This is a genomic window from Nocardioides alcanivorans (genome assembly GCF_021555175.1).
Lineage (GTDB): Bacteria > Actinomycetota > Actinomycetes > Propionibacteriales > Nocardioidaceae > Nocardioides > Nocardioides alcanivorans.
The window spans coordinates 41,078-62,126 of record NZ_JAKGRW010000011.1; the positions used below are offsets into that span (position 1 = coordinate 41,078).

At 69.7% G+C, this 21,049-nt stretch carries 20 protein-coding genes and 1 pseudogene; 6 read left to right on the top strand and 15 right to left on the bottom strand.

The window, feature by feature from the left end; genetic code table 11:
* Positions 1 to 35: 35 nt before the first annotated feature.
* From L1066_RS05950 to L1066_RS05985, 8 genes and pseudogenes are all read right to left on the bottom strand, one after another.
* A complete protein-coding gene (locus L1066_RS05950; RefSeq protein WP_235735442.1) occupies positions 36 to 845 on the bottom strand; it encodes a hypothetical protein in 810 nt (269 codons plus the stop codon).
* 108 nt (positions 846 to 953) lie between these two features.
* A complete protein-coding gene (locus L1066_RS26475) occupies positions 954 to 1,553 on the bottom strand; it encodes an aldehyde dehydrogenase family protein (protein ID WP_312007142.1) in 600 nt (199 codons plus the stop codon).
* Positions 1,550 to 2,386 carry an aldehyde dehydrogenase family protein gene (locus L1066_RS26480; RefSeq protein WP_312007143.1) on the bottom strand — a complete coding sequence of 279 codons (837 nt, stop codon included), beginning with the start codon at positions 2,384 to 2,386 and terminating at the stop codon, positions 1,550 to 1,552. Before L1066_RS26480 ends, L1066_RS26475 begins: the two co-directional genes overlap by 4 nt.
* On the bottom strand, positions 2,383 to 3,603 hold the full coding sequence (locus tag L1066_RS05960) for an FAD-dependent oxidoreductase (RefSeq protein WP_235735443.1): 1,221 nt from the start codon (positions 3,601 to 3,603) through the stop codon (positions 2,383 to 2,385). Before L1066_RS05960 ends, L1066_RS26480 begins: the two co-directional genes overlap by 4 nt.
* Positions 3,600 to 4,514, bottom strand: coding sequence for an isocitrate lyase/PEP mutase family protein (locus tag L1066_RS05965; protein WP_235735444.1), 915 nt, complete (start codon positions 4,512 to 4,514; stop codon positions 3,600 to 3,602). The genes L1066_RS05960 and L1066_RS05965 overlap by 4 nt, the downstream gene beginning before the upstream one ends.
* Positions 4,511 to 6,009 (bottom strand): annotated as a pseudogene (locus L1066_RS05975) (aldehyde dehydrogenase family protein). The gene L1066_RS05965 and the pseudogene L1066_RS05975 overlap by 4 nt, the downstream one beginning before the upstream one ends.
* Positions 6,006 to 7,334 (bottom strand): acyl-CoA dehydrogenase family protein, encoded by a 1,329-nt coding sequence (locus L1066_RS05980; protein ID WP_235735447.1) that lies wholly within the window; start codon positions 7,332 to 7,334, stop codon positions 6,006 to 6,008. The pseudogene L1066_RS05975 and the gene L1066_RS05980 overlap by 4 nt, the downstream one beginning before the upstream one ends.
* A 10-nt stretch (positions 7,335 to 7,344) precedes the next feature.
* Positions 7,345 to 8,622, bottom strand: coding sequence for a flavin reductase (locus L1066_RS05985; protein ID WP_235735448.1), 1,278 nt, complete (start codon positions 8,620 to 8,622; stop codon positions 7,345 to 7,347).
* A 159-nt stretch (positions 8,623 to 8,781) separates the two neighbouring features.
* On the opposite strand from L1066_RS05985, the gene L1066_RS05990 reads away from it, so the two are divergent.
* Positions 8,782 to 9,492: a GntR family transcriptional regulator gene (locus L1066_RS05990; RefSeq protein ID WP_235735449.1), complete on the top strand. Its 711-nt coding sequence runs from the start codon at positions 8,782 to 8,784 to the stop codon at positions 9,490 to 9,492.
* A 6-nt stretch (positions 9,493 to 9,498) separates the two neighbouring features.
* Here L1066_RS05990 and L1066_RS05995 read toward each other — a convergent pair whose 3' ends face one another.
* Positions 9,499 to 9,915, bottom strand: coding sequence for a carbon-nitrogen hydrolase family protein (locus L1066_RS05995; RefSeq protein WP_235735450.1), 417 nt, complete (start codon positions 9,913 to 9,915; stop codon positions 9,499 to 9,501).
* A complete protein-coding gene (locus L1066_RS06000; RefSeq protein ID WP_235735451.1) occupies positions 9,912 to 11,171 on the bottom strand; it encodes a carbon-nitrogen hydrolase family protein in 1,260 nt (419 codons plus the stop codon). Before L1066_RS06000 ends, L1066_RS05995 begins: the two co-directional genes overlap by 4 nt.
* Positions 11,172 to 11,253: 82 nt before the next feature.
* On the opposite strand from L1066_RS06000, the gene L1066_RS06005 reads away from it, so the two are divergent.
* Positions 11,254 to 12,636 carry an MFS transporter gene (locus L1066_RS06005; protein WP_235735452.1) on the top strand — a complete coding sequence of 461 codons (1,383 nt, stop codon included), beginning with the start codon at positions 11,254 to 11,256 and terminating at the stop codon, positions 12,634 to 12,636.
* Between the two features lie 51 nt (positions 12,637 to 12,687).
* Here the strand turns inward: L1066_RS06005 and L1066_RS06010 are convergent, their stop codons facing one another.
* The 5 genes from L1066_RS06010 to L1066_RS06025 form a co-directional block, all read right to left on the bottom strand.
* Positions 12,688 to 13,518: a type IV toxin-antitoxin system AbiEi family antitoxin gene (locus L1066_RS06010; RefSeq protein WP_235735453.1), complete on the bottom strand. Its 831-nt coding sequence runs from the start codon at positions 13,516 to 13,518 to the stop codon at positions 12,688 to 12,690.
* Positions 13,519 to 13,777: 259 nt separating this feature from the next.
* Positions 13,778 to 14,362 carry a hypothetical protein gene (locus tag L1066_RS06015; protein WP_235735454.1) on the bottom strand — a complete coding sequence of 195 codons (585 nt, stop codon included), beginning with the start codon at positions 14,360 to 14,362 and terminating at the stop codon, positions 13,778 to 13,780.
* Entirely contained in the window at positions 14,362 to 14,649 is a 288-nt protein-coding gene (locus L1066_RS26485; RefSeq protein ID WP_312007145.1) for an isochorismatase family protein, read from the bottom strand. Before L1066_RS26485 ends, L1066_RS06015 begins: the two co-directional genes overlap by 1 nt.
* A complete protein-coding gene (locus tag L1066_RS26490) occupies positions 14,643 to 14,921 on the bottom strand; it encodes a cysteine hydrolase family protein (protein WP_312007146.1) in 279 nt (92 codons plus the stop codon). The genes L1066_RS26485 and L1066_RS26490 overlap by 7 nt, the downstream gene beginning before the upstream one ends.
* Positions 14,918 to 16,222: a CaiB/BaiF CoA transferase family protein gene (locus tag L1066_RS06025; protein ID WP_235735455.1), complete on the bottom strand. Its 1,305-nt coding sequence runs from the start codon at positions 16,220 to 16,222 to the stop codon at positions 14,918 to 14,920. The genes L1066_RS26490 and L1066_RS06025 overlap by 4 nt, the downstream gene beginning before the upstream one ends.
* 58 nt (positions 16,223 to 16,280) lie before the next feature.
* On the opposite strand from L1066_RS06025, the gene L1066_RS06030 reads away from it, so the two are divergent.
* The 4 genes from L1066_RS06030 (at position 16,281) to L1066_RS06045 (ending at position 20,998) form a co-directional block, all read left to right on the top strand.
* Entirely contained in the window at positions 16,281 to 17,225 is a 945-nt protein-coding gene (locus L1066_RS06030) for a hydroxymethylglutaryl-CoA lyase (protein ID WP_235735456.1), read from the top strand.
* A gap of 50 nt (positions 17,226 to 17,275) precedes the next feature.
* Entirely contained in the window at positions 17,276 to 18,820 is a 1,545-nt protein-coding gene (locus L1066_RS06035) for a class I adenylate-forming enzyme family protein (RefSeq protein ID WP_235735457.1), read from the top strand.
* 88 nt (positions 18,821 to 18,908) lie between these two features.
* Positions 18,909 to 20,204, top strand: coding sequence for a DUF4437 domain-containing protein (locus L1066_RS06040; protein WP_235735458.1), 1,296 nt, complete (start codon positions 18,909 to 18,911; stop codon positions 20,202 to 20,204).
* Positions 20,205 to 20,218: 14 nt separating this feature from the next.
* Positions 20,219 to 20,998, top strand: coding sequence for a hypothetical protein (locus L1066_RS06045; RefSeq protein WP_235735459.1), 780 nt, complete (start codon positions 20,219 to 20,221; stop codon positions 20,996 to 20,998).
* The last annotated feature ends 51 nt before the right edge of the window (positions 20,999 to 21,049 follow it).

Consider the following 21,049-nt stretch of genomic DNA (forward strand, 5'->3'; position numbering starts at 1 on the left):
CCGGACCAGCGCGGGCTCAGCAGGCATCGTCTTCCTCAGCGCTCGTGTGGGCGGGGCAGGGTGCGGTCGCCACCCCAGAGCGCGCGCACCAGTTGCTGGGTCATGTCGGGTCCGAAGAACCGCTCACCCATCTCGTTGGCCGGGTCGCGCTCGGCGATGTTGCGTCGGGTGGCCTCGTCACTCGCTGCCAGGGCGGCCTGCTCCTCGAGTGGCACCCGCTCGGCCTCGTCGACCCACTGCAGCCACCGGTCGAGATGGCGCTCGGCCACCTCGGTGACCAGCTTGGTGGTGCGCTCGTCGCCCGGTGCCATGAAGCACATCGCGGTCGGCGACAAGCTGGCGCGGACGAAGGCACTGCGACTGACGAACGGCTGCAGGAAGTCGTTCTCGGCGGCGATCTGCTCCCACTCGTCGTTGAGTGGGCCGTAGTAGCGGTCGAAGGAGTCGGTGTCGACCAGGATGTTGGAGCGTGGCACCGAGTCCAGGAACATCCAACCCTGCGGAAAGGCGCCGAGCGCCATCCCGAAGTGCGGGACCTTGACCTGCGGCCCGAGCCAGATCGTCAGGTGCACGTTGACGAAGCCGAGGGCCGCGTTCTCCATGTGCGAGTGGATCATCCAGTCGATCTCGGGACCGGCATAACCTCGCACGCTGCCGGAGGGACCACCCTCCGAGCTGAACGACTCGAGCACCTCGGTCGAGGGGTCGCGCTCCAGGTCGAAACGATCGGCGACCTTGGTCGCCATCCGGTCGACCAGCGCCTTCCAGTCGGCAAGGAGTGCGGTGACGTCGGTCGGACCTGCCTCGTCGAAGTACTCCTGCACCGACTTCAGGTTCTGGCTCATGCGGTTCCTCATCCCTCCATCAAGAGCATGTGACACAGATAATATATTCTATCTACTCCGGAAGTGCGAGGGAATCACCCAACCTTCGAGCGGTGTCTCGCGATCCGGTCATGGCGTCGGATAGGCGCTGGCTGCCAGCCCGGCGGCGCCCGCCCGAAAGGCGCCGGGAGCGTGGATGACGCAGGGTTGCACATATTCGAGGAGACCCTCGTCGCCGTACTCCCGTCCCCAGCCCGATCGCTTCACTCCCCCGAAGGGGGCATGCAGCGCCATGCCGGTGCGGTTGTGGGTGTTGACGAAGGTGAAGCCGGCCTCCAGCCGGGCCGCCACCTCGAAGGCGCGGTCCTCGTCGGCGGACCACACCGAGGCGCCCAACCCCAGCTCGCCGGCGTTCGCACGCGCCACGACCTCGTCGAGCGACCCGTAGCCGAGCACCGGCAGGGTCGGGCCGAACTGCTCGGTGACCACGATCGGGTCGTCGTCCGCAGCGCCGAGCACGAGGGTGGGGCGGACGAAGTGTCCGCGGGCCAGGTCTCCGACCACCGTGCCCAGCTCGCGTACGTCGGCTCCTGCGGCCCGCGCTCCGTCGACGAGCTCGCGGATGCGGTCGGCCGAGGCAGCGCTGACCACGGGCCCCATCGTGACCCCCGGGGTGAGCGGGTCGCCGACGTGCAGCACCCGCTGCGCCGCTGCCTCCAGCCCGGTCACGACCTCCCCAGTCGAGCGGCGGGCACATAGAGACGCTTGATCGCCATGCAGACCTGACCGCTGGTCGCGAAGGCCGCCATCAGCATCCGCTCGTAGGCGGCGTCGTCGAGATCGGCGTCGTCGAGCACCACGGCAGGATCGTTGCCACCGAGCTCGAGCACGCTCGGCGTCAGCGACCTGCCAGCGAGCGACGCGATGGCACGACCCGCCGACTCCCCGCCGGTGAACGCCACCCGAGCCACCTGCTCGTGGGTGACCAGTGCGGTGGCGGTCGCGGCCTCGCCGTGCACGACCTGCACGAGCCCTGCGGGCAGTGCGCCGGCGATCACGTCGAGCATCCGCGCAACTCCGAAGGGTGCCAGCGGGGAGGGCTTGACCACGATCGCGTTGCCGGCGACCAACGCCGGTGCCACCTTGAGGGTCGTGAGGATCAGCGGGGCATTCCAGGGCGTGATGGCGCCAACCACTCCGAAGGGACGGTGACGGACGGAGAGGCGACCGCGTTGCTCGTCGCTGGCCCGCTCCCGGAGCAGCTCCTCACCACGGCCGGCGTAGAAACGCAGGACGGTGGCGGCGAACCCGGCCTCCCCGCGGGCGTCGCCGAGCACCTTCCCGGTCTCTCGAGCGGTGAGCTCGGCAATCGAGTCGAGTTCCGGGTCGAGCAGGTCGACGGCAGCCCGCACCAGGCGGGTCCGTTCGGCGACCGGTGTCGCCGCCCACAGCAGCTGGGCCTCCGCCGCGGTCCTGACCGCGACGTCGACTGCGTCCGAGTCGGAGACCTCGACCGTGCCGACCACCTCGTCGGTGCGCGCCGGGTTCTCGCGGGCGATCACGCCCCAGCTCCTCCGAGCACGGCAACGGGCCTGCCGCTGCGCAGGGAGTTGATCATCGACGTGTTGAGCAGGTGTGCTCGCATCCGCTCCCGGTCGGCGGCCAGCGCGCGCAGTTCGTCGTGGTAGGCCCTCTGGGCATCCGGGTCGGTCTGGCGCAATCGTTCCCAGTTGTCGTGGGTGATGGTCTTGACGTAGGACAACGCCACCTGACGCCGTCCCTCGCACGCAGCGTCGAGGTCGTCGAGGTGGCCGTTGCCGTCGAGGAGCGCGAGCAGCGCCCGCGCCTCGATGACCGCGTCGTGGACGCCGCTGTTCATGCCCATCCCGCCGAGCGGGTTGTTGATGTGCGCGGCGTCGCCCATGAGCACCAGCCGGCCCTTGCGGAAGGTGTCGGCGACACGCTGGTGCACGCGGTAGAGCGTGGTGTGCAACACCTCCCAGTCACGGCCGAGGTCGGCCACCCCGGCGAGCCGTACCTGGATCCGGGTCGGGTCGATCTCGACCTCGTCGGCCGTGTCCTGGTCGGTCGGGAAGAGCACCCGCCAGTGCTCCGGGGTCCGCAGCACCACCAGCCACTCGCTCGGGTCGAAGACGTAGTTGACCGCCGCGATCCCGGGCAGGATGCTCTCGAGGTCCTCGGTGGTGGAGGCCACCAGGAAGCGCTCCGGATAGGTCATCCCCTCGAAGGTGAAGCCGGCGCTCTGGCGCACCTGGGAATTCGAGCCGTCGGCGCCGATGACCCAGTCTGCCGTGAAGGTGTCGCCGACCTCGGTCGTCACGCTCGCAGAGGTGTCGGTGGTCGTCGCCTGCACCACCCGCTGCCCGAAGCGCACGGTGACCTGGGGCAACGCCTGCAGCGCCTCGAGCAGGATCGGCGTGAGCTTGCTCTGCTCGCACTGCACCCGGAAGGGGAAGCGGGTGTCCTCCGCCAGGATCCCCAGATCGAGGTCGGCGATGGGGCCGGTCTGCCGGTCCCGGTACTGGAAGCCCGTCGACACGATGCCGCGCGCCATCAGCGCATCGAGCACGCCGAGGTCGTCGAGCATCTCCAGCGACGGCGGGTGGAAGGTCGAGGCCCGCGACTCGGTCGCCAGTGCGTCTCCGGCTTCGAGCACGGTGACCCGGACCCCGCCCCGGGCCAGCACGAGTGCAGCCGTCAGTCCCACCGCACCGGCTCCTGCCACGATCACCTCGGTGGCGTTGCGCTGCTGGCTCATGAACCCTCCATCTCCCGGGCAGCCGTGGGGACGGCGTACCGCAATTCGTCTCTCAGTAGTTCGGGGAGCCCGACCAGGGCGGTCAGGTCGTCCCAGGGCATGCGCTCCACTGCTGCCGCGTGCCCGGTGCCGACGATCGCGGTCATGGTGCGTCGCACCGCGGCGGCCGCAGCCAACACCGCGGAGACCGGATGGATCACCAGCCGTACGCCGGCACGCGCCAGCTGCTCGTCGCTCGGCCCGGCGTCGATCGGCCCACCGGCCTCGGACCGGTTGTAGACCTGCGGCAACGGACGTCCGTCGGCCGCCAGCGCAGAGCGGACGCTCAGCAACACGTCGAGCGTTGCCCCCTCCACGAAGACGGCGTCAGCACCTGCCTCCGCGAAGGCGCGACAGCGGTGCACCACCGCGTCGACTCCTCGCACCGACAGGGCGTCGGTGCGGGCAACGATCACCAGGCCGGTGCCGGAGTCGGCGGCGGCCCGCACCCGATTCGCAGCCTCGTCGACGTCGACGACCTCCTTGCCGCCCAGGTGACCGCAACGCTTCGGCGCGACCTGGTCCTCCAGGTGAAGGCCGGCGACACCGGCGGCTGCATAGACCTGCGTGGTGCGCCGGGCCTGCAACGCGTTGCCGTAGCCGGTGTCGGCATCGGCCAGCAACGGCACCGCGCCCAACGCCGGCACCAAGGAGCTGGCCCTGGCCGCGATGTCGGTGCCGTGCACGAAGCCGAGGTCGGGCAGGCCGAGGTCGATCGCGGAGACGGTCGCACCCGACAGGCAGGCCCCACGGGCCCCCGCCGCCACCGCCAACGCAGCCGAGACGGCGTCGTACACCCCGGGCAACCGGACCACGTCGGGGCCGGCGAGCAACTCCCGCAGTCGGACCGCGTTGGGGCTCGCGACGCTCATCGCCCGTGCAGCGCGAAGCCGCCCTCGACCCCGACGACGCGGGTGCCGGTGAAGACGCGAATCGTCTCGACCGTGCCCTCCTCGCCCATGCCGGAGAGTCCCCAGGCAGGACGCGGGGTCATCAGGTGCAGGCTCATGATCGTCGAACCGTTGACCTTGACCTCTCCGGCACGGACTCGGCGTGCTGCAGCGAGCGCGGCGTCGGTGTCCGTGCCGACCACGTAGCCCTCGAGGCCGAAGGGGTCGCGTTGGCGAGCCGCACCGCCTCGTCGAGGTCGCCGTAGGTGTGAACCGTGGCGACGGGGCCGAAGACCTCGTGCACCGCGGACCCGCTCGGCACTGCTGAGATCAGCGTGGGTGCGAGAAAGTTTCCGCCCGCGGGCAGGTCAGTGCTGACGTGTGCCTTGCCCCCGGCGGCCAACCGCTCGTCGATCTGCTCCAGCAACCGGTCCCGGTGCCCCGCATGGACGATCGGCCCGAACTCGGTGGCCGGGTCGAGCGGGTCGCCGACGCGCAGGTCGGCCAGTCGCTCACCGATCCGTTCGAGCACCTCGTCGGCCCGGTCGGCAGGGAGCACGAGTCGACCGAGGGCACGGCACCACTGTCCGTTGAGCGTGGTGAGCAGGTCGGCGGCGGCCCTGGCTGCCGCGTCGACGTCGGCGTCGGGCATGACGAGCAGGGGGTTGTTGCCGCCGAGCTCGAGCTGCAGTGCGGTGAAGTTGGCAGCGCAGGCGGCGGCGATGGCCCGACCCGCCTCCAGGCCTCCGGTGAAGGAGACCGCGCGGACCCGCTGGTCGTTGACCAACTGGCCACCGACCCTGGCACCACCCTGCAGCAGCTGGAAGGTTCCGGCCGGAGCGCCTTGTTCGGTCAGCACCCGCTCGACCACCTCGGCCAACGCAGTCGTCCCCCAGGCGGCGTACTCGCTGGGCTTCAGCAACGACGGGGCGCCGGCAGCCAGCGAGCTCGCGATCTTGTGGGCAGCCATGGGGGCCGGGGCGTTCCACGGGACCAGGCTCAGCGCGGGCCCGAGCGGCAGCCGGTGCACCTCGACCTCGTTGCCGTGCTCACCGACGGTCGTGTCGAGGAGTACGCCGTCGCGCAGTTGCTGCGCCGCGAGGTGGAACGCACCGGGAACGATCACGCCGACGATGCTGGTCTGGGTGACCGGCACCCCGGTGGCCATGGCCTCGAGTGCGGCGATCCGGGGCACCTCGGCGCCCAGTGCCGCGCCGATCGCGTCGAGGATCTCCGCCCGGCGCTCCGTCGGCACTGCCTGCCACGCCTCGGCGACGTGCACCCGGTGGGCAGCCGCGAGCGCCTGCTCCACCTGGTCACTGCTGCTGGCCCGGGCACGGCCCAGCGACTCCCCCGTGAACGGGTCGGCCAGGGCCAGCTCGAGCGTCTCGGCCGGGTCGCTCCAAGCGCCGTCGACCAGTTGCCGCAGACGCGGGACCTCGAGGTCGCCGCGGCCGACACCGGTCTCGTCGCTCACTTGCCCTCCCCGCCCTTCGTGAAGCTGTCAGTGGTGGTGAGACCGGCCCATCCCTCGTTGTCGACCAGCATCTTGGCGAGATCGAGTTTGCCGCGTTCAGCCGGGAAGGCCTGGACGAGTCCCATTGTGGTGTCGCGCAGGGCGCGACCAATCTGATTGCCCATCAGCGCACCCGAGGTGCCGCACATCTTGAGGGCCAGGAGCGCCACCTCATGAGAGTGCTCGCAGATCGCGCCCTTGGCAAGCTTCCACGACTGCACGACCTCCTGCTTGGGCAGGAGGGGCGGGTCGCTCGCCTCGAGATCAACCTGGCGACGCAGCCACAGGTTGGCCTCGGCCAGGTGCTTCTCGCCCTCACCGATCATGACCTGGTGCATCGGGCTGGATGCGATCGGCTTGCCGGTGTCGGCGAACTTCGCCCCCATCGTGCGGTCGATGGCGTAGCCCCACACGCCCTGGGCGATGCCGGCATAGATCGCCGCGATCGCGATCTGGTTGCCGACCCATGAGCCACGCGACATCTGGGTGGCGCGGGTGAAGGCACCGGGCACGGCGAGCGACAGCTCGTCGGGGACGAAGCAGTCCTCCATGACCAGGCCGTTGTTGTCGGAGGCGCGCATGCCCAGACCGACCCATGCGGCGCGCGGCCGCGCACCCGGGGTGTTGCGTGGCACCAGGAAGAGGGTGAGCGAATCCATGCCCTCGATGTCGTCGCGACGAGCAGTCACGAGGTAGTAGTCGGCCGAGCCGGAGAGGCAGCCGAACGACTTCTCCCCGTTGAGCACCCAGCCACCGTCGGCGCGGGTGGCCGTGGTGCGGATCAGCACGTTCGCGTTGGAGGCCTTGACCGCCTCGCTGGCGAAGTTCCCGATCGCCTTCTTGTCGCTGCCCATCAGACGGAGCACCTTCTCGGCAAAGGCACGTACGACGGGTGCCTCCTCCTCGTCGTAGAGCCCGGCGTCGAGCGCAGCCAACGGGAGCATGCCGCGCGACGACGAGGAGCAGTGGAAGAAGTAGGCCAGAGCGGTGGAGCCGCACACCGTGCCGAGGGCATAGGTGGTGGCGGCGAGGTCGCGCAGGCCGCCGCCGAGACCGCCGTACTCCTTGGGCACGACGAGCCCGAGCAGGCCTGCATCACCGAGCAGCTTGAGGTGCCCGTGGGGCAGCGCCCCCGCTTCATCGGCCGACTCGGCCGCGTCCGCAATCGCGGGCAGGACCGATTCGACCAGACTGGCCCGCCACCGCTCCTCCTGCGTGAGGTCTGGGAAGACTCGTTCGGCGGTCAGCCTCGGGGTCTCGGTCTCTTCCACGAGCTTGGCGGTCATCCTGCTGCTCCTACGATCTGTGGGGTGCCGACCCGGGTCGGCACGGTGGGGGCTGGGCGGTGCCGCTGCCGTTGGGGGCAGGACCTCGCAAGGTCTGGGCAAGCTGGACAAGGGCCTCTGCGTCGACGGGGGTGTCGACGTCCACTTCGTCGAGCAGCCGGATCAGGTCTTCGGTGGCGACCGCCTCGTCGAGACCAGCAACCGTGGTGTCGAAGTGGCGCACCCCGCTCTTGAGGGCAGTGAGCGCCTTGACCAGTCCCAGCCGGTCGCGGTCGTGCAGCCCCAGTCGCAGCGGCACCGGGCGAGCCAGTGCCACGGCTTCCTGGAGCAGGCCACGCACCGTCAGTGGGGTCGCCCCTCCGGCCGTGTCGGGGAGCGCGATCTCGGCCACTCCGGCGCGGGCGAACTGTTGCACCGCGGAGAGCACCAGATCGAGCCGGACGGCGTCGAACGGATCGATGACCGTGACCGCAGCGCGGTCGGCGATGCCGTCCAGGGCCTCGACGGTGCGGGTGACGGCGGCAGGATCGGTGGGGTCGACGATGAACTCGACGGTGCCGATCCCCGATGCCAACACCCGGTCCGCCTGGGCACGGTCGGCGACCACCACACTGGCGCGATCCATCGCGACGAAGCGTGGGAGCACACCCTCGACGGGCGTCCGGCCGTCGGAGATGTCGGCGACCCGCACCCGCACCCCGGCATCGGCCACCTGGCCGGCGATCCGGGCGGTCTCCGGTCCGTGGCCCGCGGCGACCAGACCGGACACCACGCCACTGTCGGAGAGGGTGGCCACGTCGGGGAGCACATCGGCGAACTGTCCCCAGCCACGCGAGTGGAAGAGCAGCGGCGCAGACTTGCGCGCAGCGTGGCCCTCCATCACCTCGCCGACGAAGATCGTGTGGTCGCCGCCCGGATAGGCGTGCACCACCCGACAGTCGAACCAGCCGAGCGCCGAGTCGAGCAGCGGTACGCCGGTGTCAGCAGTGGTCCAGCTCTCGCCGGCAAACCTGTCCTCGACCTTGTCCATGCCCGCGAACCGTCGACCGACATCGATCTGGTCCTTGGCCAGGACGTTGATGCCGAAGACACCGCTCGCGCTGATCAGCTGGTGGCTGTAGAGCGTCTTCGTCAGGCAGATCGACACCAGTGGCGGGTCGAGACTGACGCTGGAGAACGAACTGGCAGTCATCCCGTGCCAGGCGTCGCCCTCCCCCAGTGTCGTCACCACCGTCACACCGCTGGGCCACTGCGACATCACGTCGCGAAACGTTGCTGGATCAACCACAGGTCACCTCCTCTGGTAACAGAATATACGATATCTACTCTGATGTGAGAAGACCCGCGCACCCAGGTGCGCCTAAATGAGGGCCCCGGAATATATGATCCGAAGGGAGGACTGCCCCGTGGCAGTCGCCGTCCCGCAAGCCACAGACTGGGGAGCCCCATGAGCCGACGTAGCAACGGCGCCGCCGGTGTCCGCCCGATCGCACACCAGTCGCTGGTTGACCGGGTGACCGACGAACTGCACCGCGCGATCCTCAACGGGGACCTGGCCCCGGGGTCGACGGTCTCCATCGTCGACCTGTGCGAGCGGTTCAGCATCAGCCACATCCCCGTGCGGGAGGCACTGCGCCGCCTCGAGAGTGAAGGCGTGATCAGCCTGCGGCCCGGCCGTTCCGCGCTCGTCGCCTCGGTGACGTCGGAGGAACTGCGCAACATCTATGCGTTGCGCAAGCTGATCGAGGGCGACCTCTGCCTGCGTGCGAGCAAGGCGATGACCGAGGAGCGTCTCGCCGACGCCCGCGAGGCGCTGGCCGAATACATCGAGATCGAGCGGGAGCCCGCCGCTCTGGCGGCCAAGCACCACGCCTTCCACGAAGCGATGCTGCTGGACGAGATCGGCCCCGCCGACGCCAACGTGCTGCGGCTGTTGTGGAAGGCCTCCGACCGCTACCTGCACCTGCTGATGGCCGACCTCGACCACCAGCCCGAGACGCAGAAGAGCCGCATCGACGAGCACACCGAGCTCCTCGACCTCGCCGAGGCCGGCAAGGTCGAGGAGTTCCGCGACTCCTGGGTGGCCCACCTCGAGAGCACCGAGAAGGCCCTCCTGGCCGCACTCACCCGCCGCGAGGTCGAGACCGGATCCGCCTGAGGCGGCTCAGCGGCTCGGCTCACCCACCAGCACGGCGGCCAGCTCCCACGGCCGACCGTCGACGACGTCCGTGCCCTTGCTGACCAGGCGATTGGTGGCGCACGCCGGACGCAGGGTGGCGATCTCGACGGCCCCCGCGGCGAACACCGGCTCCGGTCGACTGATCACGCCGGCGAACGGGTTCTCCCAGTCGCCCCACAGCGTGAAGTCACCGGAGAGGGGCACCAGCACCGAGCCGCCGTACGCATCGTGCCAGCGGGAGGCGACCGCCAGGTTGACCCGGTTCTCCGCCGCCCGCTCGAGGAGCAGCAGATCGGTGTCGTGCGGCTCCGCCACCGCGAAAGGCACTGCGACCACGTCGGCGTCGCCGAACGCCGCCAGGCGGAAGGTCTCCGGATAGAGGGCGTCGTCACCGACGATCACCGCCAGGCGTCCCCACGGCGCCTCGTGGACGACGAGCCCGGCCGGCCCCGGCTCGAGGGCTGATCACCGTGGCGAACGCTGCGGTGCAGCTGCGGTTGGACCAGCTCGACCCCGGAGGCGCTGAGCACGGCTCCGACATGCCTGCCGGAATCCGCGAGGAGGCTGGTGACGACGAGCGTCTCCGTGCCCGAGAGCGCGGCGACGACAGCCTCCGGGAGCAACGCCGCATCCGCCGGCTGCGCAACGTCCCCACCCGGGTGGGCAGCAAGCTCCGGCAGCACGACCAGCTCGACACCGGCGGCGATCGCCTCGTCGAGGAGCGGGCGGATCGACTCCCCCGCCTTCGGACTGAGTACGGCGGCGCGCACCTGCGCGGCACCGGCTGCGGCGGTGCGGCCCGTCGGGGCGTCCCGCGATCGGGGCATAGGCCTCCGGGCGCCGTGCCGCCATGACGTCGGTGCCGTCGGGGCGGGTCTTGACGTCCGCCAGGTCGATGTCGATGTCGGCGACGACCACGGCCTCACCGCTGCGCGGACCGATCGCCACGATCGTGCCGTCGGGCGCCACGATCTGGCTCTCCCCGCCCCGTGCAGACGATCGACCGGCACACCCACCTTGCTCGCCACCTGGTCGATGCTGTGCGCAGGCACCAGCGGACCGACCTTGTTGGCCGCCACGACCCAGACCTTGTTCTCGACCGCGCGCACGGGCACGTGCAGCGACGCCTCGTCGAGCGCGAAGGAGTTGAGGCTGTTGAGCAGCACCTGTGCGCCTTCGACGGCCAGCATCCGCGGGGTCTCGAAGATGACGCCGTCCATGCAGGAATAGAGGCCGAGTCGCCCGATCCCGGTGTCGATGACGCCGGCGCGATCGACGGCAGGGTCGAGGTGGTCGCGCTCGGAGCCCATCAGCACCTGCTTGTCGCTGACGGCCAGCACCGCGCCGTCGGGCCCGAACAGGATGTTGCTGCCGGTCACCCGCCCGTCGTCCTTGAGCAGGGTCACGTTGGCCATCAGGTGGAGTGAGTGCTCGGCGGCCTTTGCCGACAGGCGCTGCACGAAGCCACCGTCGAGGCGCTGGGCGAAGCGGCGCGCGTGCTCCCGGTCGGCATACCACGAGACGTGGTTGCCGAACTCGGGCAGCACCACGAGCTGAGCTCCCTGCTCCACGGCGGCGTCGATCATCCGCAGCGCGGTGGCGAGATTGGCCTCGACGTCCTCACCCACGGCGTACTGCACGGCAGCTGCGCGAATCATCGCACCCTCATTTCATATATCGTCTACGATCTTGCTACATGGTAGCCACATGGCCGGCCCCACGAGTGCGAGGAACACGGTTTTGACCGACATCCAGCCCGAGACCAACCCAACCGCATCGACGGTCTCCCTGCAGGTGCATGCGCGCGGCGGACGAGAACGCGTCGACCTGGCCGAGGACGCGCCCTTCGGCTGGTGGCCGGCCATCGTGATCGGCCTGGTCGCCTTCATCGACCGCGTGGAGATCAACCTCATCGCCGGGGCACTGCCCGCGATCCAGGACCACTTCGGCTTCAGCGACACGATGGCCGGCGCCATCCCGACCGCGGCCAGCATTGCGGCCGCCGCGCTCCTCCTGCCGGCAGGACGCCTGGCCGACCGCGCACCTCGCGTCGCAACCGTGGTCGTCGTGGTGCTCACCTGGTCGCTCTTCTCGGTGCTCAGCGGACTGGCCACCACGTTCGTGATGTTCTTCCTGGTGCGCATCGCGATCGGGGCGGCGGGTCAGCTCTACAACCCGCCCGCATCGAGCCTGCTGGCCGACTACTACCCCAACACCAGTCGTGGCAAGGCATTCGGGATCGAGCGCGCCGGCTACTACATGGGCCTGCCGGCAGGCGTCATCATCGGCGGTGCGGTCGCCGAGGCCCTCGACTGGCGGGCTGTCTTCTTCATAGCCGCCGTCCCCGGCGTGGTGATCGCGCTGCTGATGGCCACCGTCAAGGAGCCGCTGCGCGGCCTGGGCGACGCCATCGACCGCATGCGCGCCGCACGCGAGGAGACCGGCGCGGTCGGGGCGCCCGACGGCGCACAGGTGCCCGAACACCCGACCAGCAGTGCCGGCCTGCTCACCGATGCGAAGGCACTGCTGCGGATCGGCACCCTCAAGGGCGTGATCCTCACCCAGGCGATCCTCGCCCTCGGGGTCGCCGGGCTCTTCTACTGGCTCCCGACCTTCCTGGAGCGGGTGGAGGGGCTCGACGTCGATGCCGCCTCCGGCCTCGCCGGAGGGGTCGGCGGCACCGGCATCGTGGTCGGCATCATCATCGGCTCACGCCTGGGCGACCACGATCGCGGCACCGGTTGGCGGATCCGCCTCTCGGCGGCGTGCCTGCTGATCGGGGCCATCGGCCTCACCGTGGCGGTCACCGTGCCCGGTCTCGGGCTCCGCCTGGCCATGATCACGCTGGCCTGCGTGGGCTTCGCGGGCGCGATGCCCAATCTGACGGCGGCGGCCGCCAACGTGGTGCCCTCGAGCACCCGCGGGATGGGCTTCGCCCTGCTGCAGTTCCTCACCACCCTCGGTGGCGCCTTCGGCCCACTGTTGGTCGGAGCGATGTCGGACGCCTTCGGCGACATCGGCACCGGCATGCTCTTCCTGCTGCCGCCGGTCTTCCTGGCCGTGATCATCCTCTGGGCGGTCCGGGGAAGTTACGAACGCGACGCATCCGCCGCCTCCGCCTAGCGCCAACCTTCACTCAGCACCCGCGAACCTTCAGTTGGAAGAAGCGAACCCTCAGTTGCGTCGCCGCGGACCGCGCTCCGTCACCGACCGGGGAAACGTACGGCGGAACTCGGGAGCGCGTTCGGCGACCGCGGCTCGGACCTCGGCGATCCACTGCTCCCGCGCACCGGCGGCGAGATCCTCCTTCTCCACCACGATCACGATCCATCCCTCTCGGCGCAGTGCCTCACGGCGCAACCTGTCGTGCTCCTTTCGTTCCGGGTCCCGGTGGAACTCCTTGCCGTCGTACTCGACGGCGATCTTGAGCAACGGATAGCTCAGGTCGAGTCGCACCTCGCCCCAGCCATCGACCTGCAACCTCCACTGTGGTTCGGGGAGAGGCAGTCCGGCTTCGACCAGATACCACTTGGTCATGGACTCGCCGGGCGACTCCACTCTCGACGAGGCGATCTCGACGAGCCGGCGCGCCTGGATCACTCCACGTCGGCCACGGTGACGGCGAAGCTGCCGCTCGAGATCAACCCGCACCAGGGAACACTCCCGCATGATCGCCTCGAGGGCCGCCAACGCCAACGCGGGACCGCGCAGGCAGGCAAGGTCGATCGCCGTACGCAACGGCGTGGTCACGGGTACGCCGTTGACGACGGTGATCTCATCGGGCCGGAGATCTCGCTCGCCGCCGTACATCTCCTTGCGGCGCGTGGGAGATCCTGCTGCGCTCACGACCTCCAGCGGTGGCGGTGCCTCGGTCTCGAAGTAGCGCAGACAATCGACTCCGTGGAGCCAGGCTGCCGAACGGTCCGCAACCACGACGTGCGCGGGAAGCACCAAGGCCGCACACGCCGCACGCGTGGCCAGGTCGTCGGGCAGTGCGGAAGGCAAGTAGACCCCCGGCAGGGATGCCGGAGCTCACCGTGCTCGGTCAGGCGCTGCAGGGCCGGCTTGTCGAGGCCCATGTCGTGCGCTTGTTTCGTGGTGAAGGGCCGATCAGGAAGCATCATGCCCGCCGATGTTGCCCGGTTCTTGACGATCGCGCCGGCGTCATCCACAGGGCTCGTCAGCAGCGACACGATCGAGCCCATGCCCAAGTGCAGGCTCGATCGTGCTGAGTGAAGGTTCGCGGCTTCTGAGTGAAGGTTCGTCAGTAGGTGTGGACGAGCGCGAAGCCGGGGATCGTCGGCACCGCGGAGCCAACGGGGACGAACGCCCATCTCCGCGCCTCGAGCCAGAGCACCTCGACGTCACCGTCGAAGCGCGCGCCAGCAACGTCGTCCCGTCCGACCAGGTTGCCGACGAGGCCCGGCACCGGGCCACGGTCGAGGGCGGCGTCAGCGGTCAGCACCCTGACCTCACCCGCATCGTCGGCCTCCCCGTCGGCCCAGCCGCCGCCCGGGCCGGAGAACCACACGACAGCGAGCGTGCCGTCGCCGGTGACGGTCGCTGAGCGTGTCGCTCGCGGAGCGACGACCAGCACCTGGCCCACGGCGCAGGCATGACCGCTCATCGTCAGGCTGCCCGCGAGCAGGACCATCTCCTCCCCGGCTGGCTGGTTGCCGGTGCTGTCGCGACGCCAGCCATCGGGAAACCGCACCATGACACTGCGGGTGCCCCGTCGGGCGTCGGCGTGCAGCATCACGATTCCTGCTGGCTGGTCGGCACCGGCAATGGCGTGCTCGCCCCAAGCGAGGTCATCGGCATCGAGGTCGACAACGGTCAGGTCAGTCATCACGCACTCCTTCGGAGCAGCTCGTGGATCTCGGTCTCCGACATCACGTCGGCATACTTGGCATCGAGGTCGAAGAGGTTCGAATCGTGGACGGCCTCGTCACGGTCGCCGCAGGCCTCGCGGGCCACCAGCGACCGGAAGCCACTCTGGGTGGCATCGAGCGCGGTCGCGCGCACGCAGCCGCTGGTCGAGAAGCCCAACGTGATCGTGGTGTCGACCCCCAGGGAACGCAGCGTCGGGGCGAGCGTCGTACCGAAGAACGCCGAGGCGTACTGCTTCGTCACCACCACCTCACCCCCACAGGGCGCGGTGCCGCAGGGAAATCGACGTACGGCGATCCCTCGGCGAACGCCCTCAGGCCCGGCACCTTGACGGCGAAGAAGCCCGCGTCCACCAGGTCCGGCGCGAGCAGGACCCGCGTGAAGACGACGGGCACACCGGCACGGCGGGCGGCGTCGACGATGCGCGCAGCGCTGGCCCGGGCCGCTTCGAAACGGCCTCCGGCATCGGCGAACGGACCGTCATCGAGATAGGCACGACAGACGTCGACAACGATCACGGCCGGACGCTCCCCGGACCGATCCGGCTGGCGAAGCCGACGGACTCGTAGTCGGCGGCACGCGAGGTGGCGCATGCGGCGTCGTGACTGCTCATGTCAGATGATCCCTCGACCGGCCAGCGCGGCCCGGGTCTCCGGGGAAGGCCGAGCAGGTCTCCGTAGACCTCGTCGTTGTGCTGGCCCAGGTCGGGGCCGGTCCACCGGATGGTGCCGGGCGTCGCCGAGAGCTTCGGCACCACGTTCTGCATGCGCAGCTGGCCGAAGGTCTGGTCGGGCACCTGCACGATCGACTCGCGAGCCCGGAAGTGCGGGTCCTCGAGCATGTCGGCTGCCTTGTAGATGCGGCCCGCGGGCACACCGCCGGTGTCCATCAGCGCCAACAACTCCTCGGCGTCGACGGTCTTCGTCCATTCCGAGATCAGGTCGTCGAGCTCCTGTTGTGCCTGACCACGCCCGACGTGCGTGGAGTACTGGTGCCCGGGCTCCGACCACTCCGGATGGCCCATCAGCGCGAACAGCCGCGAGGAGACGCTGTCCTGGTTGGCGGCGATCAGCACCAGCTGGCCGTCCCTGCTGGGATATACGTTGGACGGAGCCACGTTGGGCAGGACCGCCCCGGTGCGCTCGCGCTGGTAGCCGACGACGTCCCACTCGGTCACCAGCGACTCCATCATCGCCAGCACCGACTCGTAGATCGATGCGTCGACGACCTGCCCCTCGCCGGTGACGTTGCGGTGCTGCAGAGCCGAGAGGGCGCCGACGGTGGCGTGCATGGCGGCGAGCGAGTCACCGATGGAGATCCCGGCGCGCGAAGGCTGCCGATCGGGATCACCGAGGACGTAGCGCAGGCCGCCCATCGCCTCACCGATCGAGCCGTAGCCGGCTCGGTTGGAGTAGGGACCGGTCTGGCCGTAGCCGCTGACCCGCACGAAGATGATGCCGGGATTGACCGCCCTGAGCCGCTCGTAGGAGAGGTTCCACTTCTCGAACGTCCCGGCCCGGAAGTTCTCGACCACGATGTCTGCCTCGGCGACCAGCCTCAGGAACAGCTCCTGCCCCTCCTCCTCACGGAGGTTGAGGGTCACGGCCCGCTTGTTGCGGCCGACGACCGGCCACCACAACGAGTTGCCGTCGGTGCGTCCCCACTCGCGCATCGGGTCGCCCGTGCCGGGAGCCTCGATCTTGATCACGTCGGCGCCTTGGTCGGCCAGGAGAGTCGCCGCGAAGGGGCCGGCGAGCAGCTGACCCGCCTCGAGCACACGTACGCCGGCCAGGGATCCGGAAGGAGAAGCCTCAGTCATGAGCAAATCATATATTCGATAGGATACTTTGACAGCCCCACTTCCCGAGGGATGGACCATGACAACCGCACCGAGCATCCAGACCCCGATCGAGATCGTGGAGGTCTCACCCCGCGACGGCCTCCAGAACGAGGCCCGCCTCCTGCCCACGGCGACCAAGGTCGAGCTGGTACGCCGCAGCGTCGCCGCCGGCATCGGCCGCGTCGAGGTCACTGCGTTCGCCCGTCCCGATCGCGTGCCCCAGATGGCGGATGCCGAGGAGGTGCTCGCCGAGCTGCGCCACGACGACGGCCTGACCCGCATCGGCCTGGTCCTCAACCGACGCGGCCTGGACCGTGCCGTGGCCGCCGGGTGCGACGAGATCACCGCAGTCGTGGTCGCCTCCGACGGGCTCGCACTCAAGAACCAGGGTGTCGACACCGCAGCCCAGGTCGCCACCTGGAAGCAGGTCGCCGCCGACGCCCGTCAGGCCGGGGTCCGAACCAGCGTCATCATCGCTGCCGCCTTCGGTTGCCCCTTCGACGGTGAGGTGAGCACCGAGCGTGTCCTCGAGGTCGCCCGCGGCGTGCTCGACGGCGGCCCGGACGAACTCGCGATCGCCGACACGATCGGCGTGGGTGTGCCGCCCCAGGTCACCGAGATCGTGACCGGCCTGCGCCGACTCAATGATGACATCGCGCTGCGCGCGCACTTCCACAACACCCGCAACACCGGCTATGCCAACGCCGTCGCCGCGGTCGCCGCCGGCGTGACAGTGCTCGACGCCTCTGCCGGCGGCATCGGAGGGTGCCCCTTCGCGCCCGGCGCCACCGGCAACATCGCGACCGAGGACCTGCTCCACCTGCTCGGCCGCAGCGGGCAGCCGGTGCGCTCGACCCGAGCAGATGGCCGACCCGTCGAGGCGGTGGAGGTCGCAGCCACCGGCACCTGGATCTCCGAGCAACTCGGCCTGCCGCAGGCACCCGCGATGCTGGGCCGTGCCGGGATCTTTCCTCCGCCCTGACCGGCCCCACCCCACCGCCCTACCCAAGAAAGACCCCGCGAGGAGCACACATGGCCATCCAGCCCGGCGGCGCGCCGCTCTCCATCGTCAGCGGCCTGCGCGAGTTCGCCGGCGCCACCCCCGACGCGACCGCTGTCATCGACGGCGACCGCCGCCTCACGTTCGCCCAGGCCGACGACCGCGCCAGCCGACTGGGACGCCACCTGCAGTCACTCGGTCTCACTGTCGGCGATCGGGTCGCGGCGCTGATCGGCAACCGGCTCGAGTACCCCGAGGTGGCGGCCGGCATCGCCAAGGCCGGTCTCGTCATGGTGCCCCTCAACCCGCGCCTGACCGCACCCGAGGCGGGGTTCATCCTCGAGCACAGCGGCGCCACCGCCCTGGTTCTCGACGACGCACTGGCGCCGATCGTCGCTGCGCACGTCGCCACCACCGACCTGCCCTGCCTCTCGCTCGTGACCGCCGGCAGCACCGCGACCCTTGGGACGTCGTACGACGAAGCCCTGGCGGCCGCGGACGACCGCGACCCGGGCATCGTGGTGGGCGAGCGGGATCCCTTCTGCATCGCCTACACCTCCGGGACGACCGGCCGCCCCAAGGGTGTGGTGATCTCCCATCGCAGCCGGGCCCTGACCTTCATGATGAGCTCGCTCGAGTGGGGCCTCGGCTCGGGCCGGGTCTCCGCTGCCGTGGCACCGATGTATCACGGCGCGGGCTTCGCCTTCGGTTATGCGCCGGTGCACACCGGCGGCACCGTGAGCATGCTGCGCGGCTGGGACCCAGCTGCGTTCCTCGACCTGGTCGAGCGCGACCGCGTCCAATCGGCCTTCCTCGTGCCCACCCACGCACAGGGCCTGCGGGCGTTGGGCGACGAGGCGTTCGAGAGCCGCGACCTGTCGAGCCTCGACACCCTCTACTTCAACGCGGCCGCCCTCCCGTGGGCACTCAAGCAGTGGGTGATGGAGCGCTTCCCCCAGTGCGGCGTGCACGAGCTCTACGGCTCCACCGAGTCCGGCATCATCACCAACCTCCGGCCGGTGCACATGCGCGAGCGCCCCGGCTCCGTCGGCCACCCCTGGTACCTCACCGAGGTGCGAGTGGTCGACGGCGAGGGCAAGGAGGTCGCCCCGGGTGAACCCGGCGAGCTCTTCAGCCGCTCCCCGTTCCTGATGAACGGCTACCTGGACGACGACGAGGCGACTGCCGCCTGCACCACCGACGACGGCTTCGTGACCTGCGGCGACATCGCCGTACGCGACGAGGACGGATTCATCTCGATCGTCGACCGCCTGAAGGACCTGATCATCTCCGGCGGCACCAACGTGTATCCGCGCGAGGTCGAGGAGGTGCTGGCCAGCCACCCCGACGTGGCCGAGTGCGCCGTGGTCGGCGAGGCCGACGAGCAGTGGGGCGAGACCGTGGTGGCCCACGTCGTACTGCGCGACGGTGCCACGTTCGACCCGGAGCTACTCGACCAGCACTGTCGCACCGCCTTGGCGGGCTACAAGCTGCCCCGACGCTGGTACGCCGTCCCGCCGCTCCCACGCAACGCAGGCGGCAAGGTGCTCAAGCGGGAGCTCACCGCGCCCCGTTGACGGTCGAGGTGCGGACCGCCCCCTTGACGCAATCGCCCTGTCCTCCGATATCATATATACATTCATCACCCCTATCGACGGAGGCGCTGTGCGACCGCATGTGGAACTCATCCAGGAAGACGACTACGTCTGGCACGGTGCCGAACTGCCGGGCGGCGAGGGCCGGGCCAGCGAACGGCGGCTGTCGGTCGACGAGGAGGACGGTTCGTCCTCGTTGCGCGTCGACTTCCACACCGAGTGGGGCCGCGGCCCGGGCATCCATCACGCCAACAGCGAGTACTACGTGCTCGACGGCGAGATCGACTACGGCGGCCGGAAGATCGGCAAGGGCGGCTACCTGTACGCCCCCAAAGGGGTGCCCAACGACTACCTGAAGGTCGCCGAGGGCACGAAGCTGCTGCACTACCGCGAGTACGGCGATGCCGGCTTCGACCCGGTCGACTCGTTGGGGTCCGCCCAACGCTGGGCCGATGCCCGTGAGGACGTCATCGTCATCGACTCCGAGGCGATGAACTGGGATGCGGTGCCCAACCCGGGGCCGATGCCCGGTCTCTTCATCAAGTACCTGCACGTGGACCCGGTGACCGGCTTCTACACCCGGCTCGTGCACGCCCAGGAGGGCTGGTCGGACCACCGCCTGGCCCATCACCCGTGCTACGAGGAGGCCTACACCGTCCAGGGGCACATGGAGTACAACTTCGGCACCCTCGACCTGGGCACCTACTTCTTCCGCCCCGCGCGGGTGAAGCACGGCCACTTCACCACGATGGAGGGCGGCGCCACCTGGCTGCTGCGCTCCGACGGCGAGCTGAAGAACTGGTACACCCAGAACGAGTGGGTGCGCTGGGGTGGCGACGGCGTCAACTATGGCGGCCCGCAAGGTCTCGACGAGTCGGTGCACCCCGCCGTCCGGCACTCGCACTCCACCCACGACATGGCCGAGCCGTGGCGAACCGAGGAGGATCTTCGCCAGCTCACCGCCTCGTGGCAGTTCCAGATCGACCAAGGACACCAGAACACCCCGATCAAGCATCAGGGCACCGGTGCCGACCCCTCGATCATCGCGATGATGAAGGCGATGGACGCGGCCAACCTGCAGGGCGGTCATGGTGGGGAGCACGACCACTCGCACGATCACGACCACTCGCACGACCATGACCACGCACACGAGGAGGCGGCGACGCCCGAGCGCGAGGTCATCCGTCTCGATTGGGGTTGGTCGGGGCGCGACGTCGAGGACCCGGAGGAGCGCACCGCGGAGGACTCCCACAACTGGGGCCGCCTGATCAACTGGAAGGACGGCGACCCCATCCCCGCCCCGATCATCTCGAGTCTGCCCGTCCGCAGCCGCTCGCGCGGCCGCTGGGACGGCGACGGAATGTGATCGGGCGTCCCTGAGTGTCTTCTCCCCTGCTCACGGGTGCAGCGCATGCGGCGGCCGAGGTCACCTCGGCCGCCGCCGGCGAACCCACGCACGGACTGTCAATGTTCACCGTGGCGGTCGTGCTGCACATCGTCCTCTTCGTCTACTGGCTCGGCGGCGACCTCGGCGTCTACTACTCGAGCCGCTTCATCATCAAGCCCGAGCTGCAGCCCGAGACCCGGGCGATCGCCGCCAAGATCATGGTCGGCTGCGACATGGCACCGCGCTTCTCCCTCATCCTCTTCGGGGCGAGCGGGGTCACGCTCATGTACTACGGCCCGCTGGGTGACAAGTTCTTCTTCACCTGGTGGATGCTGGCCCTGGTCTGGATCGCGACCCTCGCCTGGGCCCTTCTCTCCCTCCAGGAGGCGCGCAGCGGCGGCACGCCGTCGCACGGCTTCTACCACCGCGCCGACCTGGCCATCCGCTACCTCGCCGCGTTCGCCCTCGTCGGGTTCGGCGCCTACGCGATCATCGTCTCCGAGCCGTTCGGCGTGGACACCAATCCGAAGTGGCTCGGCGGCAAGGTCGCGGCGTACGGCGCGACGATCTTCTGCGGCATCATGATCCGCCGCGCCCTCAAGCCCTTCGGCCCGACCTTCGGCGCCCTGATGACGACCGGCTCCACCCCTGAGGTCGAGGACGGCATCGTCGGCTCGATCCGCCGCAGCGAACCCTGGGTCTACGCCATCTGGTTCCTCGTCCTCCTGGCCGCGGTCCTCGGCGTCGTCAAACCGGGCCAACTCGCTTTCTGACCGGGGCGAAGCGCGGTAGTCCCGGACAAACTTGTAGTGAAATCGACGAAA